Here is a 17817-nt window from a genome sequence, read left to right as displayed (position 1 = left end):
GGATGCGGGATGAGCGAACAGCAGAAGTGCCAGCGGCCCGGCTGCGACGGCAGCTACGAGGACATGGGCGGCGGCGAGCTGTACTGCGGCACGTGCGGTCTGGCGCCGGTGGTGTCGCCCAGCGGGCTGGTGAGCTCACCGCCGACCGGGATCGCGGGCGGCGGCCGGGCGGGCAGCAGCGTGGGTTCCAACAGCGCTTCGGCACGCGGCGGTTCCGGGACGTCGTCCAGGTCGGCCAGGTCGTCCGCCCGGTCGTCGACGTCGCGCAGGTCGGTATCCGGGCGGCTCTCGCGGTCCCTGTCCGGACGCGCCTCGTCGCGTTCGGTCTCGGTGCGCAGCTCAGGGGCGTCGGCGGGTTCGTCGAGCCGTAACAGGCTGGGTGCGGGTCTCGTCTCGGTGCCCGATGTGCCGCGGCCCGATCCGCAGACCGCCGTGATGGCCGATCCGGAGGTGCCCGAGCGCAAGCGGTTCTGTTCGCGCTCCGACTGCGGTGCCCAGGTGGGCCGTTCGCGCGGTCAGCGCCCCGGACGCACGGAGGGGTTCTGCACCAAGTGCGGCCACCCCTACTCGTTCGTACCGAAGCTGACCACCGGCGACATCGTGCACGGGCAGTACGAGGTGGTGGGCTGTCTGGCCCACGGCGGCCTCGGCTGGGTCTATCTCGCTGTCGACCGCGCCGTCTCGGACCGCTGGGTGGTGCTCAAGGGCCTGCTGGACACCGGCGACCAGGACGCGATGGCCGCCGCGATCTCGGAGCGGCGCTTCCTCGCCGAGATCGAGCACTCCAACATCGTTCGCATCTACAACTTCGTGGAACACCTCGACCAGCGCACCGGTTCCATGGACGGCTACATCGTCATGGAGTACGTGGGCGGGAAGTCGCTCAAGGAGATCGCCAACGAGCGGCGCGGCCCCGCGGGCAGGCGCGATCCGCTGCCGGTGGAGCAGGCCTGTGCGTACGGGATCGAGGCCCTGGAGGCGCTGGGACATCTGCACAGCCGATCGCTGCTGTACTGCGACTTCAAGGTCGACAACGCGATACAGCAGCAGGACCAGCTGAAGCTCATCGACATGGGTGCGGTGCGCCGCATGGACGACGACGAGTCAGCCATCTACGGCACGGTCGGCTACCAGGCGCCCGAGGTCGCCGAGGCGGGTCCTTCGGTGGCGTCCGACCTGTACACCGTGGCACGCACCCTCGCGGTGCTGACGTTCGACTTCCAGGGCTATACGAATGTCTTCGTCGACAGCCTCCCCGATCCGGACAACATCGAGGTGTTCCGGCGGTACGAGTCCTTCTACCGGCTGCTCGTGCGGGCCACGGATCCGGACCCGGCCCGCAGGTTCGCCTCGGCCGCGGAGATGGCGGAGCAGCTGACCGGTGTGCTGCGGGAGGTCGTATCCGTTCAGACCGGGCGGCCGCGGCCTTCGCTGTCGACTCTGTTCGGGCCCGAGGTGCGGGTCACCGACACCTCGCTCTTCGCGGAGCTGACCGGGGACGTCTCGCTGCTCGGCGCACGCGAACTGCCCCTGGGCCGCGGGGCGGCGGGTAAGGGATCGCGCAAGGGGCCGAAGGCGGCCCCGGCCGGCCGGGAGAGAGGCCCGGACACCGCGGCAAGCGCAGCCGGTTCTGCCGCGTACGCGCCCGCCCGGACCGGCATCCCCGCACAGCGTCCGCCGGAACCGGGCCCATCGGCGGACCCGTACGGCGGCCCGTCCACCGGCCTGTACAGCGGTCCGTCCACCGGTCCGTCCGGTGAGTTCCTCGCCGGTCTCGACGCCGGAGCCACCGCACTGGCCCTGCCCGTACCGCGCATCGACCCGAACGACCCGAACGCCGGGCTCCTGGCGGGTCTGATGGCCGCGGCACCCGGCGAGCTGATCACCGCGCTGGAGTCCGCGCCCGTCCCGTCCCTGGAGCGCAGTCTGCGTCGGGCACGGGCCCTGCTGGACAACCGGGACACGTACCCCGCGGCCGAGATGCTGGCGGCACTGGAGACCGAGTACCCCGACGACTGGCGGGTCGTCTGGTATCGCGGTCTGGCCTCGCTGGTCACCGGCGACCGGGAGACCGCCGCGCTCGCCTTCGACGCGGTCTACGACGCGTTCCCGGGCGAGCCGGCGCCGAAGCTGGCGCTCGGCGTCTGCGCGGAGGTGCTCGGCCAGCTGGACAACGCGGCGGAGTACTACCGCCTGGTGTGGACGACCGACCCCAGCTACGTCAGCGCGGCGTTCGGCCTCGCCAGGGTGCAGCTCGCGGCCGGTGACCGCACGGGAGCCGTGCGGACCCTGGAGTCGGTCCCCGAGGCCTCGATCCACTACACGGCGGCGCGTGTCGCCGCCGTGCGGGCCCGGCTGCGGCGCCGCGTCCCGACCGACCCCCTGGTGGACGATCTGCGGTCGGCCGCAGGGCAGGTAGGGGCGCTCCAGCAGTTCGGTCTCGACGCCGTGCGGCGGGAGCAGCTCACCACCGAAGTACTGGGCACGGCCCTGGACTGGGTACTCTCCGGAGGCCGGAGCGGGCAGGTGGTGCAGTCCACCACCTTGCTCGGCAGTCCACTCGACGAGCGTGGCCTGCGCTTCGGACTCGAACGCTCGTACCGGGTACTCGCCCGGCTCGCCCAGCGCGGCGAGGAGAGGATCGACCTGGTGGAGCGGGCCAACCGTTTCCGCCCCCGGACGTGGGTGTGAATTGATGTCCCAGACGAATCTGGTCACGTGCCCCAGCTGCGAGGAGCCGCTGGAGCCCGGCGACTTGTTCTGCGGCGCGTGCGGGTACGACCTGTCTGCGGTGCCCGAGCCGCCGGACGGCCGCCCCGCGGCCGCTGCCGGCGGCGCGACCCCGGCGCGGGTACCGCACGCCACCTGGCCGGCCGCCGCCGACCGGGACAGCTCGGGCAGCCCGGCGCCCGTACAGGCCGCGTCGGATGTGCCGGGCACGGCGTCGGACGGCGGTGAACTGCCCGCAGCCGTAAGGTTCGACGGCCCGCCGGCGCCCGATGAGTACGCACTGCCCTCGCCGGACCCCCGGGGCCCGGACGCCGCGCCGCTCACCCCGGCGGCGGGCACGAAGGTCTGCGTCGCCTGCCGTACCGGCCGGATCGACGACGACGGCTACTGCGAGAACTGCGGTCACGCCCAGCCCCGCGAGCGCGACCACATGGAGCAGGAGCTGGACTCGGTGGCAGCGGTGAGCGACCGCGGGCTGCGCCATCACCGCAACGAGGACGCCTTCGCCGTGTCGTCGGTGCCCCTTCCGGACGGTTCGGCGGCCACCGTCGCGATCGTCTGTGACGGGGTGTCATCGGCGACCCGTCCCGACGAGGCGTCAGCCGCGGCGGCAACGGCGGCCGATGCCTCGCTGCTGGCAGCCCTGCCCGCGGGCAAGCATCCCCAGCAGGCACTGCACGAGGCGATCGTCGCCGCGTCGGACGCGGTCAACTCGCTGGCGGCCGAGCCGACGGGGGCCATGGAGCACGACACGCACCGCCATCAGAACGCACCGGCCTGCACCCTGGTGGCCTCCATCACGGTGGGTGGCCTCCTCGTCGTCGGCTGGGTGGGCGACAGCCGGGTGTACTGGGTTCCCGACGACCGCACCGCCCACCCGTCCCGGCTCACCGAGGACGACTCCTGGGCGGCTCAGATGGTCGCCAACGGGCTGATGAACGAGGCGCAGGCCTACGCGGACGAGCGGGCCCACGCCATCACTGGCTGGCTCGGCGCCGACGCGTACGAACTGGAGCCGCACACCGCGTCCTTCAAACCGGACCGGCCGGGCGTGGTGGTGGTCTGCTCCGACGGCCTGTGGAACTACGCGGAGTCGGCGGAGGAAATGGCGCAGATCGTTCCGCCTGACGCCGCCGTACGAGCCCTGCACAGTGCGCAGGTGCTCGTCGGTCACGCGCTCGACGGCGGGGGCCACGACAACGTAACAGTGGCTGTCGTGCCGTTCCCCATGCCTGCGCGAAGGGCAGGAACGCCTACGTGAAGGCGTGAGAGCCACTCCGTCCTGTCAACCAGTTGCGATTGCCGCGTTGTCGTCAAGGAGCCCACCGGATGGCCAACTTCTCCAAATCCAACGTGCCGCAATTCTCCGTCGACGTGTACCAGAACGAGTTCCTGCCGGAGGGCGGGCGCGAGGTGAACGCGATCGTCACGGTCACCTCGACCGGTGGCGGAACCAGCGGTGCCGCACTCACGGGTGCGAGCACATCGCCCGCACCGTCGCCGGGCCAGGCGCCGGGCGCCGCCGTGGTGATCATGGTGGACTGCTCAGGGTCGATGGACTACCCGCCGACGAAGATGCGCAACGCGCGTGAGGCGACGGCCTCCGCGATCGATGCGCTGCGGGACGGCACCGCTTTCTCCGTGGTCGCGGGCACCCATGTGGCGAAGGACATCTACCCGGGCAACGGACGGCTGGCCGTCGCAGGCCCGCAGACCCGCGCCCAGGCCAGGGAGGCGCTGCGCGGGCTGAGCGCCGGCGGGGGCACGGCAATCGGGACCTGGCTGCGCCTCGCCGACCGGCTGCTCAACACCCCGGCCGCTCCGGGCGACGCGGTGCCGCAGATCAAGCACGGCATCCTGCTGACCGACGGCCGGAACGAGCACGAGGCCCCGGAGGATCTGCGGGCCTCTCTCGACGCCGCGGCGGGCCGCTTCACCTGTGACGCCCGCGGGGTGGGCACCGACTGGGAAGTGAAGGAGGTCACCGGCATCGCGTCGGCGCTGCTCGGCACGGCCGACATCGTGGCCGATCCCTCGCATCTCTCCGCGGACTTCACGCGGATGATGGAGAACGCGATGGGCAAGGAGGTCGCGGACGTCGCACTGCGGCTCTGGACACCGGTCGGCGTGGAGATCAGGTACGTCAAGCAAGTGGCGCCCACGGTGCAGGCGTTGACGGGCCGTCGCACCGAAGTCGGGCCGCGCGCCGGCGACTACCCGACCGGCTCGTGGGGGGACGAGTCCCGCGACTACCACCTGTGCGTCCAGGTACCGGAAGCGGGCATCGGCCAGGAGATGCTCGCCGCCCGCGTCTCGCTCGTCCTGCCCGGCCCCGCGGGGGGCGCGCCGCAGACCCTCTCGCAGGGTCTGGTCCGCGCGGTCTGGACGGACGACATGGTCGCTTCGACCTCGATCAACCCACAGGTCGCGCACTACACAGGCCAGGCTGAACTGGCACAAGCCATCCAACAGGGCCTTGATGCCCGCAAATCCGGCAATCTGGACGGAGCGACCGCGAAGCTCGGCCGCGCGGTCCAGCTTGCGGCCGCCTCGGGGAACGCGGACACTGCGAAACTGCTCGCGAAGGTGGTGGACGTCGTCGACGAAGCGACCGGTACTGTGCGACTGAAGGCAAAGGTCGCGGAGGCGGACGAGATGACCCTCGAGACGCGCTCCACGAAGACAGTTCGCGTGAAGAAGTAACAGAACAGCAGCACTAGCAGCAGAAGTGACGTTTTGCGGCCTTCGGGCCGGATGAGGAGAGGGGGAAGCGACTCCATGCCGACCTGCCCGAACGGACACCAGTCGGGATCCGACGACTGGTGCGAGGTCTGCGGCCATCGCATGGGCGCCGTGCCGCCGCCTCCCCCGCCGCCCCCGCCGTACGCGGGCGGTGGAGCACCCCAGCAGCCCCCGCCGGGCGGGCACCCCGCCGCCGGTTACGGCTATCCGCCGCCGGACGCCACCGCCCAGGCGGAGATCTGCCCGCAGTGCCGTACGCCGCGCGAGGCCGGGGCGCCGTTCTGCGAGGAGTGCCGGTGGAACTTCCTCACCAACACCGCCACCTCGTACACGCCGGTGGCGCCGAACCTGCCGCCGGGCTTCCAGTCCCAGCAGCAGCCCCCCAGGCCGCCGGACGCGTTCGAGTACCAGCGCTCGCGGCCCTCGCAGGTGAACCGCCCGGCCGAGCCGCTGACGAACTCACCGGCCGGTCCGCCGGGACCTCCGCCGCCTCCCGCGTACCAGCAGCAGTCCGCCCCGCCGCCGCCCTCGTTCGCCCAGCCGCCGAGGGCGCCGCAGCCGCAGTCCCCGCGCCCTCCCGAGCAGCCGAACGCCGACGACTGGCTGCTCCCGCCCCCGTCCCAGGCCCAGCCGCCGGGACAGGGACGCGGACCGGGGACGGGACAGCAGAACCCCGGACAGCCGCAAGGACCGGCCGGACCGCCGCAGGCGCCTCAGCACCACCAGCCCCCGCAGCAGTTCCAGCCCCCGCAGCCTCAACAGCAGCAGCCACCGCCCCAGGTCCAGCCGCCGGGCCCCCAGGGCCCCGGCCCGCTGGCCCAGCCCCAACAGGGGCCGGGCCACCCGGGGCAGCCCGGCCAGGGGCAGCCCGGCGGCCGGGCCGCGGGCTGGTCCGCCACGGTCGGGCCCGACCGTGAGTACTTCATGGCGATGATGCAGCGCAGTGGCCCCGAGGCGACCGGGCTCAACCTGCCCGCGTACTCCCCCGAGCAGCGGCTCCCGCTCACCGGGAACCAGATCACCATCGGCCGCCGCAGGCACTCGACGGGTGAGTCCCCCGACATCGACCTGTCGGTCCCGCCCGAGGACCCCGGTGTTTCGCACCAGCACGCGGTGCTCGTCCAGCAGCCGGACGGCACCTGGGCGGTCGTCGACCAGAACTCGACGAACGGCACGACGGTCAACGGCGCCGAGGACCCGATCCAGCCCTACGTACCGATCCCGCTCGACGAGGGCGACCGGGTGCACGTAGGCGCCTGGACCACCATCACGATCCACCGGGGGCAGTAGCCGCCGGACGGTGAGCGGGGGGAACGAGCGGCCAGGCGTACGGACCTTCGGGGTCGTCCAGCCAGGCCCACTCGTGCTCCCCGCTCACCGTCACACCGAACCGTTCGCGCGGCGGACGCCCCTCGCGCTCCCAGAGCGAGAAGGCCTCTACCGGATCGAGGGTGCCCCTGGTCAGGGCGAGCACGAAGCGGAACAGCCCGTCCTCCAGGACGCTGGGCGGCAGCCCGCCTCCGTACACCGCCGACTCCCCCTGACCGCCACCGCGCAGCCGTACGAAGTAGGCGGGCGTCTCCAGGAACCGCCCCTGCGCATGCCCCGCGTCCCGCACCCGCAGCACGATCAGTCCGGTCGCCAGCGGCGCGAGGATCCGGGCTCCCGGCCGGCACTGCGCCAGCCAGGCCCGCGGAACGGAAGGAAGCTCGCAGGTCGCGATGATCCCGTCGAAGGGCGCCCGCGCGGGGCAGCCCAGCGCGCCGTCCCCGGTGACGACAGCCGGAGAGTGGCCGGCGGCCGACAGATGGGCACGCGCCGATTCGGTGATCTCCGGATCGAGGTCCACGGTCGTGACCAGGGAGTCGCCCAGCCGGTGCGCCAGCAGCGCCGCGTTGTACCCGCTGCCCGCCCCGATCTCCAGTACCGCGTCCCCGTCGCGCACCGCGAGTCCGTCCAGCATCCGCGCCATCAGTGAGGGCTGGCTGCTGGACGAGATCAGCTCCCCGTCCCGGATCCGGGTGGCCAGTGGCTGGTCGCTGTACACCCCCTCCAGCCACTGCCTGCGCCGCTCCGGGTCGGGATCCTCTCCCCACATCCGGTCCCGGCGTCCCGCGCCGTCCGCGAAGTAGTAGGGCACGAAGAGGTGCCTGGGCACGGTGTCGAACGCGTCCCGCCAGGCTGGATCCGCCAGTGCGCCGCTCTCCGCGATCTCCCGCACCAGCCCCGCCCGCAATGCCTGATCTGCGCCCATATATCCACTCTGCTGCGTTCACCGGCGGGAGGCGAGCGCGAAACGGCCGGTTGGCGAAGAGATCCCGGGAGAGTCCCGGGGTCTTAGGACCGCAGACCTCCGCCGCCCCGTCTGCGACCATGGAGGGGTGACAGAGATCCCGCGCGGCACGCTTCAGCAGCAGACCTTCTACGAGCAGGTCGGCGGCGAGGAGACCTTCCGGCGCCTGGTGCACCACTTCTACCTGGGTGTCGCCGAAGATCCTCTGCTGCGGCCGATGTACCCGGAGGAGGACCTCGGCCCGGCCGAGGAGCGGCTCGCCCTCTTCCTCATGCAGTACTGGGGTGGCCCCCGCACCTACAGCGACGACCGCGGGCACCCCCGGCTGCGTATGCGGCACGCACCGTTCCAGGTGGACCGGGCCGCCCATGACGCCTGGCTGAAGCACATGCGGGCGGCGGTCGACGAGCTCGGGCTGGCCGAGGAGCACGAGCGGGAGCTCTGGAAGTACCTCACCTACGCCGCGGCCTCGATGGTGAACACCGAAGGCTGAGGGCTGTCCCGGCCGGATGCCTACCGGCGCGGGGCCTGGGCGGGCGTGACGCTCAGGCCGCCCAGCGCGGACGCCGCACGCACGGCTGTCGAGCCGTACGGGGTGCGCAGGCGCAGCCACGAGCCGGCGCCGAGCAGCGTGTACGGGCCGGGGTCACCGGTGCCGGCCGAGAGGTCGGGCACCGCCACGCGGACCGCGCGGAGGAATCCGAGCGACTGGGCGGCGTGCGCCGCGCGGACCGGGAGGGCGCTGCCGCCGACCGGCCGGGACCAGATCTCCCGGCCGATCCGGTCGAGTTCGGCCCGGGTCCGCTGTTCGGCCGGCAACTCCTCTGTACGGACGCGGAATTCAGCGACGACAGCCGCGACCGCGGAGTGCAGCGCAGCAGGCGGCGGCAGTCCGGGCAGCTGCTGCCAGCCGCTGCGGGGCGGCAGCAGACCGGCCCACGGGGGGCCGGTGACCGGGGCGGGGACAGTGGCCGCGGCGCCCGACTCGTCGATGGATTCGAGCAGTTCACCCGCCGAGACCGTGATGTCGAGCTCCACCGGGGCGGCCAGCCGCGCCGACCGGACGGCCAGCACCTCGAACGACGGCGGGCGCCCGAAGACGGCCAGACTCTGCTCCGCGGCGCCGTCCGAACGAGCCTGCAGCCGCACCGCGGCGGCACGGTCGTAGTGGATCAGCCGGGCCAGGAAGGCGGCGAGATCGGCCGCCTCCCCGGCGTCGGCGAAGTCCAGGCGCCCCGGCAGCCCCGTCATGCGGCGAGCGCTCCCGGCACGTCCAGATACTCCTGGAGGAAGGACTTCTCCTCGGCGGTGATACGCCGCGGACGCTGGGCCTCCAGGTTGTACGGGACGACGATCGTCGACGCCCGTACGTACACCTGGTCCGGGTCCTTGACCTCGTACGCGATGGTCAGCGACGCCGCGCCGATCTTCGTCACCCAGGACTCCACGGTGACCGGCTCATGCCGGTGCACCAGCGGCCGCACGTAGTCGATCTCGTGCCGCGCCACCACGGAGCCGCCGGAGAACGACGGCGAACCGTCCCCCTGCGCCAGCCGGAACATGAAGTCGATCCGCGCCTCTTCCAGATACCGCAGGAAGACGACGTTGTTGACGTGCCCGAAGGCATCCATGTCCGACCAGCGCAGGGGGCAGGGATAAATGTGCCGCACGGTCAGCCCCGCGTCAGCTTCTTGTACGTGGCACGGTGCGGCCGGGCCGCGTCGGCGCCGAGGCGCTCGACCTTGTTCTTCTCGTACGACTCGAAGTTGCCCTCGAACCAGTACCACCTGGACTCGCCCTCGTACGCCAGGATGTGCGTGGCGACGCGGTCGAGGAACCACCGGTCGTGGGAGATCACGACGGCCGCGCCGGGGAATTCGAGCAGCGCGTTCTCCAGGGAGGAGAGCGTCTCGACGTCCAGGTCGTTGGTGGGCTCGTCGAGGAGCAGCAGGTTGCCGCCCTCCTTGAGCGTCAGCGCCAGGTTGAGACGGTTGCGCTCACCGCCGGAGAGGACGCCGGCCGGCTTCTGCTGGTCCGGGCCCTTGAAGCCGAACGCGGAGACGTACGCCCGCGAAGGCATCTCGACCTGGCCGACGTTGATGTAGTCCAGCTCGTCCGACACGACCGCCCAGAGGGTCTTCTTGGGGTCGATGCTGGCGCGGCTCTGGTCGACGTACGAGATCTTGACCGTGTCGCCGACCTTGATGGCGCCGGAGTCCGGCGTCTCCAGGCCCTGGATCATCTTGAACAGCGTGGTCTTGCCCGCGCCGTTCGGGCCGATGACACCGACGATGCCGTTGCGCGGCAGCGTGAAGGACAGGTCGTCGATGAGCACCTTGTCGCCGAAGGCCTTCGAGAGGTTCTCGACCTCGACGACGATGGAACCGAGACGCGGGCCCGGCGGGATCTGGATCTCCTCGAAGTCCAGCTTCCGCATCTTGTCCGCCTCGGCCGCCATCTCCTCGTAACGCGCGAGGCGGGCCTTGGACTTGGTCTGGCGGCCCTTGGCGTTGGAGCGCACCCACTCCAGCTCGTCCTTGAGCCGCTTCTGACGCTTCTCGTCCTTGCGGCCCTCGACCTTGAGCCGGGCCGACTTCTTGTCCAGGTACGTGGAGTAGTTGCCCTCGTAGGCGATCGCCCGGCCGCGGTCCAGCTCCAGGATCCACTCGGCGACGTTGTTAAGGAAGTACCGGTCGTGAGTGACGGCGATGACACAGCCCGCGTACTTCGAGAGGTGCTGCTCCAGCCAGTTCACCGACTCGGCGTCCAGGTGGTTGGTGGGCTCGTCGAGGAGGAGCAGGTCGGGCGCCTCGATCAGCAGCTTGCAGAGCGCGACGCGGCGCTTCTCGCCACCGGAGAGGTTCACGACGGGCCAGTCGCCGGGCGGGCAGCCCAGGGCGTCCATGGCCTGCTCCAGCTGGGCGTCCAGGTCCCAGGCGTTGGAGTGGTCCAAGTCCTCCTGGAGCTTGCCCATCTCGTCCATGAGCGCGTCGGAGTAGTCGGTCGCCATCAGCTCGGCGACCTCGTTGAAGCGCTGGAGCTTGCCCATGATCTCGGCGGCGCCGTCCTGGACGTTCTGCAGGACGGTCTTGGACTCGTCCAGCTCGGGCTCCTGCATGAGGATGCCGACGCTGAATCCCGGCGAGATGTACGCCTCACCGTTGGAGGGCTGCTCAAGACCCGCCATGATCTTCAGGACCGTGGACTTACCGGCACCGTTGGGGCCCACGACACCGATCTTCGCGCCGGGCAGGAAGTTCAGGGTGACATCGTCGAGAATCACCTTGTCGCCGTGCGCCTTGCGCGTCTTGCGCATGGTGTAGATGAACTCAGCCAAGAGAAACCGTCCGGCATTAGATGTGTGGGCAGATACACCCCATCTTGCCTGACGGCCGCCCGGAGACGGAAACCGCCTGCCCTCTCACCCGGTCCACCGGGCTGACCTGCGACGGCCGGACGCAGATTCGTCGCTTTCTGTCAATGTTGCTCACTGGTGGCCCCATTTCGTCCGCGCCACCCGCTTCCCGCCGGTCTCCCGCACGGCCCACGCACGGCCCCGCCCGCCGGGGCGACCGGCCCCCGCCCGGCTGCCGGGCATGCGACGGCCCCCGTCCGCGCCCGGCACGCGAAACGGCCCCGGTACGCCGAGGCGTACCGGGGCCGCTGCCTGCGGGTGGTCACTCCGTGTCCGGTGACCGTTCACTCACTGCTCGCGACCCGGCCGAAGGACCACTGCCCTCCGGCGACCGGGTCCCGGGATCAGTTACCCGCGGTGCTGTTCTTCCTGCGGAGCATGAAGACCGCGCCGCCACCGAGCACCACGAGGGCGATCGCGATACCGGCGATCATCGGGGTGGAGCTGGAGCTGCCGGTCTCGGCCAGGCCGCCGCCGTGCGAACCCGAGGTGCTACCGCCGGCCGAGGCCGCGCTGGGCTTCGGGGACGGGGTGGCGCCGTGGGTGGGGGTGCTGCCGGCCGTCTTGCAGTCGAGGACGCCCTGGAAGCGCTTCTCGAAGCCGTTCGGGCCCTTGATCGTGAAGTCGTAGGCCTGGTCCTCAGCGACCGGGACGGTCACCGTCTGCGACTTGCCGGCCTCGATGACGTGCTTCTGGCCTGCCAGCTCGAAGGTGAACGCCTCATCGCCCTTGTTGCTGGCGGTGATGTCCACTCCGCCCTTGGCGCAGTCCTTCGTGGCGGAGAGCGCCGGGATGGCACCCTTGCTGGCCCAGTTGGCCGAGGCGGTCGCGGCGACCGACGCGGTGCTGGTGCCCGCGAGGATCTGCGTCTGGCTCTTGGAGTCGCTGACGAAGGCGCGGCCGATCGGCACGGCGGTCTGCGCGGTGACGGTCAGCTTCGCCGAGCCGGGCTGAGTGCCGGCCGGGACCTTGAAGAACAGCTGCGTGCCATTGGCCGCACTGGTGACGGGCTTGCCGTCCTTACCGACGACAGTGACACCCTGCGGGGCGTCCGGAGCGAGGGCCACCTCGGCCTTGGCGGCGTTGGTCGAGACCGTCACCGGGCCGAGCGACTCGCCCGGGTGGCCCGCGACGTCGGCAGGGCCGACCGAGAGCGAGGCAGCCGGCTCGGCGACGTTGGCCGCGGTCTTCTCCAGGTACTCGGTCAGCTTGCGGCCGGCCTCGTCCTTCGGCACCGCGTCGACGTGGTCCGAGAAGTGCCAGATCGCGGCCTGGGTGGCAGCGGCGGCCGTCGCGTCCGTCAGCGAGACGTTGAGCTCCGCACCGAGCGAGGCGGGCGTCACCTGCGGGTAGGAGTGCTCGAGGATCCAGCGGATCTTGCCCGCGTCGTCGTTGTGCGCGAGCGAGGACTCGGCCCAAGTGACCTCACGGTAGGAGGTATTGGCCTGAGTGTGGTTGTGCAGGTCGATGCAGTACGTCTTGATGGACCCGCCGCCGTCGACCTTCAGCTCGAAGAGCCCGGCCGTCTCGTCGGCACCGTCGATCACGACCTTGTCCCCGACCGACACCCCGGGGTTGTCCAGGGTGGCGGTGACACCGGAGGAGTTGGCGGGCGCGTCGTCGGCAAACGCAGGCCCCGCGGTGGCCGCGGCGCCACCGGCGACCAGCCCCGCGGTCAGGGCCGCGGCAGCGAGACGGGAGGTGCCCCGCCGTCGTATGGAAGGACCAGAACCCGCAAAAAGCGCAGAAAACACAGAATTCCCCTTCGGGCAAGGACTCTTCGCGCGATGCGCCTCATGGCGTGCGTGGGGGAAGTTCCTCGCCGGCAGACTCAAATGCCCCGTGAGTATCTGGGAATCCTATGGACGCAGGAGCAACACGGTCTCCACACATGGCGTCTGATAACCATTCCGAATCAGAATCGTTACCGCGAATACCCTCCGTCACGCGACTGTATCGACAAATCTCCACTCGTGTACGGCCGGTGAAGCGCTGGGGCAGGCCGGGCCCGGATCAGGGGACCAGGTCCTTCCGGCGCCCCGTCAGAGACGCATCAGCCCTGGTCACACGCTTGAACGCGCTGGTTCCGCGCGTCAGGTCGTGCCCCACGGCGAGCGCCTCGATGTCCGCCGAGAATCTACGTTGTCCGTCCTTGTCCTCTTCGCGCACCTTCAACCTGCCGTGCACGACGAGTGGTTCACCAACGGACACCGATCCAGCCAGATTCGCGGCGAGTGTCCGCCATGCCCACACTGTGTAGAAGCTGGTCGGCCCGTCGGTCCAGGCCTGTTTCTGCCGGTCCCAGCGGCGCGCTGCGACCGCGAAGCGAAATCGCGCCATTCCTCCGGTGACCGAGTCCCGGTATTCAGGCGCCGTCGCCACATTTCCCACCAATGTCACCAAGGTGTCGTTCATGACCCCTGCCTCCCCGTCCCCCGTGGTACTGCGGGGCCGCCCCCGTGACGGCCCCGCGGAAGCACCCGGCTGCCCGGCAGCCGAGTCATCACTCGCCCCACCGCCGGTCGCTGCTCCGGTTCCCATGCTGGCCCGGCGGAGGTTGTGCCGCTCGCGCCTGTGGACTACTTGCCGGTTGTGGACAACCCGTTCACGGTCACGTACTGCTCCCGCACCTCCCGGTAGCGCAGCAGCTCGGCCGCGACCGGATCGAGCACCTTCGCCCTGCCGCACGCCGCCGCCGCCTCCCGCAGCCTGCGCTCAGCGTCCTGGCCGTACCGGCGTGCGGGCCCCCGTACGGCCACCCCGCAGGACCACTCCACGAGCGGGCCGCCCACGGTCCCGGCCATCATCACCAGGACCGGCGTCAGCGGGGCGACATCGAGCACTCCCGCCATCGACGCCAGCAGCCAGAGCACACCCAGAATCTGATGCACCGTCATCATCACCTGGGCCAGTACTGCGGCCGGCCACCAGGCGGGCCGCCCCGAACGGCCGCCCGGCTCCTGCGCGACGGTGGTCACCGCCAGCTCGTCCAGGACCCCGGGCAGCTCGTCGGCGCCCCGTACGGCCGCCTCCCGCACCGCCTGCGCCCAGGGTGCGGGCAGCCCGTCCGCCGCCTCGTCCGCGAGCATCCGCACGGCCTGCTCCACCTGCTGCCTGGCCGTGGCTTCCGTTCCCGCGGGCTCCGGTCCGGTCTCCCCGGGAGCCGATTCCAGGCCGCCGGGCGCGCGCGTGGCCCCGTACCAGCGCCAGAGCTGCAGCCACGGCGTCCCGCACGCCTTCACCGCGTTCCTGCTCCACTCGCGCTCCGCCGCCTCACCCGCGGCCAGCGCACCGACCGCGTCGCCGAGCCGGTCACCGAACTGCTCGCGCGCCGGCTCTCCCAGCCCCGCGTGCCCCTCGGCCACGTACACCGAACGCAGCTCGTCCGCCGCCGCGTCCACGTCGGCGGACAGCCGGCGTGCCGGCGCGCCGCGCTCCCGGACGAACCGGCCGAGGAGTTCGCGGAGTTCGCCGACGCCCTCGCCGGTGAGGGCCGAGAGCGCCAGCACCGTCGCACCCGGCTCGCCGTGCTCGCCCAGCGCCATCCCGTCCTCGTCGAGCAGCCGGCGCAGGTCGTCCAGCACCTGGTCCGCGGCCTCGCCGGGCAGCCGGTCGATCTGGTTGAGCACCACGAAGGTGATCTCGGCGTGGCCCGCGAGCGGCTTGAGGTAGCGGTCGTGGAGTGCGGCGTCCGCGTACTTCTCCGGGTCGACCACCCAGATCACCGCGTCGACCAGCTCCATCGCCCGGTCCACCTGGTCACGGTGCGCGGTCACGGCCGAGTCGTGGTCGGGCAGGTCGATGAGGACGAGGCCGTGCAGTTCGTCGCCCGGCCCCGCACTCATCCAGGGCCTGCGGCGCAGCCGGCCGGGGATGGCGAGCCGGTCGAGCAGCCCGGCCGCTCCGTCGGTCCAGCTGCAGGCGAGGGGGGCGGAGGTGGTGGGCCTGCGCACCCCGGTCTCCGAGATCGCCACTCCCGCAAGGGCGTTGAAGAGCGTCGACTTGCCACTGCCGGTCGCGCCCGCGATGGCGACGACGGTGTGCTGGGAGGACAGCCGCTGCCGTGCCGACGCCTCGTCGAGTACCCGTCCCGCCTCAGCCAGAGTGGGGCCGTCGAGGCGCGTACGGGAGAGACCGACCAGCTCGCGCAGGGCGTCCAGCCGGGCACGCAGTTCGGCGCCGTACGACACGGAGCGCGGGAAGTCCTCGTACGACTCGGGCAGGGGGCGCATGTTGAAGTCCGGGGCGCTGCCCGATGCGCTGTCTCGGCCGACCGCGCGCCGCGCGATGAATCCGTCGTCCCAGCGGTGGCCGCCCTGCCCCGGCATCCTGGCCCCGCCGCCGCCCCCGCCGACCGGAACGGGTTCACCTTCCGGGGCTGCCCCGCCGGCCGTGCCCGATGCCGAGACGGAGGCCGTGCCGGAGGGCGCGCCGGAAGCCCCGGGCACTGCGCGGGGAGCTCCCAGTGGTACCCGCTCCTCCTGCGCCCCCTGGTCCTGCCACGCCTCTCGCCCCTCCCCCGGATCCGACGAATCCGGCCTCTCCCGCCCCGCATCCGCGTCCGTGTCCGATACGAAGGTCACGTGGGCACCAGCAGCCCCTCCCGCTGCCTCCGTCACCGCCGTGCTGTCCCTCACCGCATCCGCCTCCGACGCTCCGCCACCGACTGTCCCCATCGCTCCTGCCGTCCCGGCTGCCCTTGCTGCTCCGGCCCCGGTCGCTTCTGTCAGCTCGGTCATCGCGGGTACTTCTCCTTCTGCAGTACGGACAGCGCGGCGATCAGTTCGGCCTGCGACTCGGGGCCCACGTCGAGGGCCTCCAGGGGCGCGAGCCGACGGTCGCGTTCCGCGCCGAGCACGTCGTCGATGTACGTACTGACCAGCTCCGCGCCCTTGTCGCGCAGCCTCAGCGCCCCCTGAGCTCCGATGCGCTCGGCCAGCCGCTCCCCCGCTTTGCGTGTCCGGCGCCCGCCCAGCAGCGCGGCGGCCAGCAGCGCTGCGACCGCCTCGGGGTCAGGCGCGGCCGACCGCTCCAGCTCCCGCACCTCTTCCTCGGCCAGCTCCTCCAGGACCCGCCGCCAGCGCCGTACGGCGACGGCCACCCGCTCGCCGGACTCCACCGCCTCCGTCTCAAGTCCGCCGGCCGCGGGCTCACGGCCCCAGCTCTCGCGGACCCGTTCGTCGGCGGCGGCCACGGCGCACTGGAGCAGTACGGCAAGGCTCTCGGCAAGCGCGTCGAGGAGCTCGTCCGACGAGCTGTCCAGCGGGTAGCCGCGCCACCGTGTCCGCGCGTCACCGGCCAGGACGGCACCCGATCTGAGGCGCGCGCGTACCCGCCTGCCCTCGCTGCCGTACGCCTCCTCGACGGTGCCGGTGAGCCGTACGGCTGCGGAATACTGCACGGCCACGGCCGCGGCGAGTTCGGGCATCCGCGATCCCAGCGAGTCGATCACCCCGCTCGCCGTCCGGTCGAGGGCCTGCTGTCTGGCCGCCGGATCCTGCACGCGCTGGGTCAGCCAGGCGCGCAGCGGCGCCACGGCATTGGTCGGCAGCAGTCCGCTTCCGCCGCCCGCGGACTCGGGGAGCTCCGGGATCGTGAAGCGGGGCGCGTCCCCGAGCCCGGCCCGGGTGAGCAGCGCGCCGTACTGCCGCGACACCTCCCCGACGACCTGGTGGGGCACCCGGTCGAGGACGGTGACGAGCGTCGCGTTGTACTCCTTCGCGGTACGCAGCAGATGCCAGGGCACGGCATCGGCGTACCGGGAGGCGGTCGTCACCATGACCCAGACGTCGGCGGCGCAGATCAACTCCGCGGCCAACGCGCGGTTGCCCGCGACCAGCGAGTCGATGTCGGGTGCGTCGAGCAGGGCGAGCCCGCGCGGCAGGTTCACCGCCGTTTCGACCCGCAGCGCACCGCCGAGGGCTCCGTGCGGCTCCGGGGATACGTCGTCGTCCCCGGTGCCGTCCTGCTGCGGAAGCCATACGCGGGTCAGGCGGGGCAGCACGCGCGGCCCAGAGAACCAGTGGTGGTCGTCGGGGTGGCAGACCAGGACAGGCGTCCGCGTGGTCGGCCGCAGCACTCCGGCCTCACTGACCCGGCGCCCGACCAGCGAATTGACGAGTGTGGACTTACCCGCACCGGTCGACCCGCCGATCACGGCGAGCAGGGGCGCTTCCGGGTCTCTGAGCCGGGGCACCAGGTAGTCGTCGAGCTGCGCGAGCAGCTCGGTCCGGGTCCGGCGGGCACGCGGCGCGCCCGGCAGCGGAAGCGGAAGGCGCACGGCGGCGACTCGGTCACGCAGGGCGGAGAGTGCGTCAATCAGCTGAGGCCGTACATCCAAGGTCACCACATGCGAAGAATGCCCAATTTAATTGGGTTTTTGAAGCGTATAGCCACTTGTGCGCGCCAATCGGCCGCTATCAGGGCCGTTCGGACACCCGGGACACTCGGGACGAGTGGGACGCAGGCATAACGACTGCACAACACCCGCGAACTGAGAAGCCAAAAGCCGTGCGTGATCCGCACCCGCCTGCGATTATCAGTTCGCTTCACTGAACCTCCACATCGTGCCACGGAGGTGAAGCAACGGGGAGCAGGTGAATGGAGCCCTATCCTGGTCCCTGGCAAGGTCACGCAC

General features: G+C 71.5%; 13 protein-coding genes. 5 read left to right on the top strand and 8 right to left on the bottom strand.

The window, feature by feature from the left end; translation table 11 throughout:
* Positions 1–9 precede the first annotated feature (9 nt).
* The 4 genes from OG584_RS23720 (at position 10) to OG584_RS23705 (ending at position 6762) form a co-directional block, all read left to right on the top strand.
* Positions 10–2691, top strand: a complete 2682-nt coding sequence (locus OG584_RS23720; protein WP_405780741.1) for a tetratricopeptide repeat protein — start codon at positions 10–12, stop codon at positions 2689–2691.
* A 4-nt stretch (positions 2692–2695) separates the two neighbouring features.
* On the top strand, positions 2696–3991 hold the full coding sequence (locus OG584_RS23715; protein WP_405780740.1) for a PP2C family serine/threonine-protein phosphatase: 1296 nt from the start codon (positions 2696–2698) through the stop codon (positions 3989–3991).
* 68 nt (positions 3992–4059) lie between these two features.
* Positions 4060–5433: a vWA domain-containing protein gene (locus tag OG584_RS23710; RefSeq protein ID WP_405780739.1), complete on the top strand. Its 1374-nt coding sequence runs from the start codon at positions 4060–4062 to the stop codon at positions 5431–5433.
* Positions 5434–5508: 75 nt separating this feature from the next.
* Positions 5509–6762, top strand: a complete 1254-nt coding sequence (locus tag OG584_RS23705) for an FHA domain-containing protein (RefSeq protein ID WP_405780738.1) — start codon at positions 5509–5511, stop codon at positions 6760–6762.
* Here the strand turns inward: OG584_RS23705 and OG584_RS23700 are convergent.
* A complete protein-coding gene (locus OG584_RS23700) occupies positions 6740–7726 on the bottom strand; it encodes a methyltransferase domain-containing protein (protein WP_405780737.1) in 987 nt (328 codons plus the stop codon). The genes OG584_RS23705 and OG584_RS23700 overlap by 23 nt on opposite strands.
* Positions 7727–7853: 127 nt before the next feature.
* Here OG584_RS23700 and OG584_RS23695 point away from each other — a divergent pair, with 127 nt between their 5' ends.
* Positions 7854–8258, top strand: coding sequence for a globin (locus OG584_RS23695; protein ID WP_405780736.1), 405 nt, complete (start codon positions 7854–7856; stop codon positions 8256–8258).
* 20 nt (positions 8259–8278) lie between these two features.
* Here OG584_RS23695 and OG584_RS23690 read toward each other — a convergent pair whose 3' ends face one another.
* The 7 genes from OG584_RS23690 to OG584_RS23660 form a co-directional block, all read right to left on the bottom strand.
* Positions 8279–9016 carry a hypothetical protein gene (locus OG584_RS23690; RefSeq protein WP_405780735.1) on the bottom strand — a complete coding sequence of 246 codons (738 nt, stop codon included), beginning with the start codon at positions 9014–9016 and terminating at the stop codon, positions 8279–8281.
* Complete coding sequence (locus OG584_RS23685; RefSeq protein WP_405780734.1) at positions 9013–9435, bottom strand: acyl-CoA thioesterase; 423 nt, start codon at positions 9433–9435, stop codon at positions 9013–9015. Before OG584_RS23685 ends, OG584_RS23690 begins: the two co-directional genes overlap by 4 nt.
* 2 nt (positions 9436–9437) lie before the next feature.
* On the bottom strand, positions 9438–11102 hold the full coding sequence (ettA, locus tag OG584_RS23680; RefSeq protein WP_405780733.1) for an energy-dependent translational throttle protein EttA: 1665 nt from the start codon (positions 11100–11102) through the stop codon (positions 9438–9440).
* A 422-nt stretch (positions 11103–11524) separates the two neighbouring features.
* The gene (locus OG584_RS23675) at positions 11525–12934 is read right to left on the bottom strand and encodes a Cys-Gln thioester bond-forming surface protein (RefSeq protein ID WP_405780732.1); all 1410 of its coding nucleotides are present in this window, start codon (positions 12932–12934) and stop codon (positions 11525–11527) included.
* A gap of 259 nt (positions 12935–13193) precedes the next feature.
* Positions 13194–13595: a single-stranded DNA-binding protein gene (locus tag OG584_RS23670; RefSeq protein ID WP_405780731.1), complete on the bottom strand. Its 402-nt coding sequence runs from the start codon at positions 13593–13595 to the stop codon at positions 13194–13196.
* Positions 13596–13759: 164 nt separating this feature from the next.
* Positions 13760–15919, bottom strand: coding sequence for a GTPase (locus OG584_RS23665; protein ID WP_405780730.1), 2160 nt, complete (start codon positions 15917–15919; stop codon positions 13760–13762).
* The gene (locus OG584_RS23660) at positions 15916–17520 is read right to left on the bottom strand and encodes a dynamin family protein (protein ID WP_405784243.1); all 1605 of its coding nucleotides are present in this window, start codon (positions 17518–17520) and stop codon (positions 15916–15918) included. The genes OG584_RS23665 and OG584_RS23660 overlap by 4 nt, the downstream gene beginning before the upstream one ends.
* Positions 17521–17817: the final 297 nt, after the last annotated feature.

It is taken from the genome of Streptomyces sp. NBC_00859, assembly GCF_045161865.1.
Lineage (GTDB): Bacteria > Actinomycetota > Actinomycetes > Streptomycetales > Streptomycetaceae > Streptomyces.
This window is presented reverse-complemented; position numbering and strand designations above follow the sequence as displayed.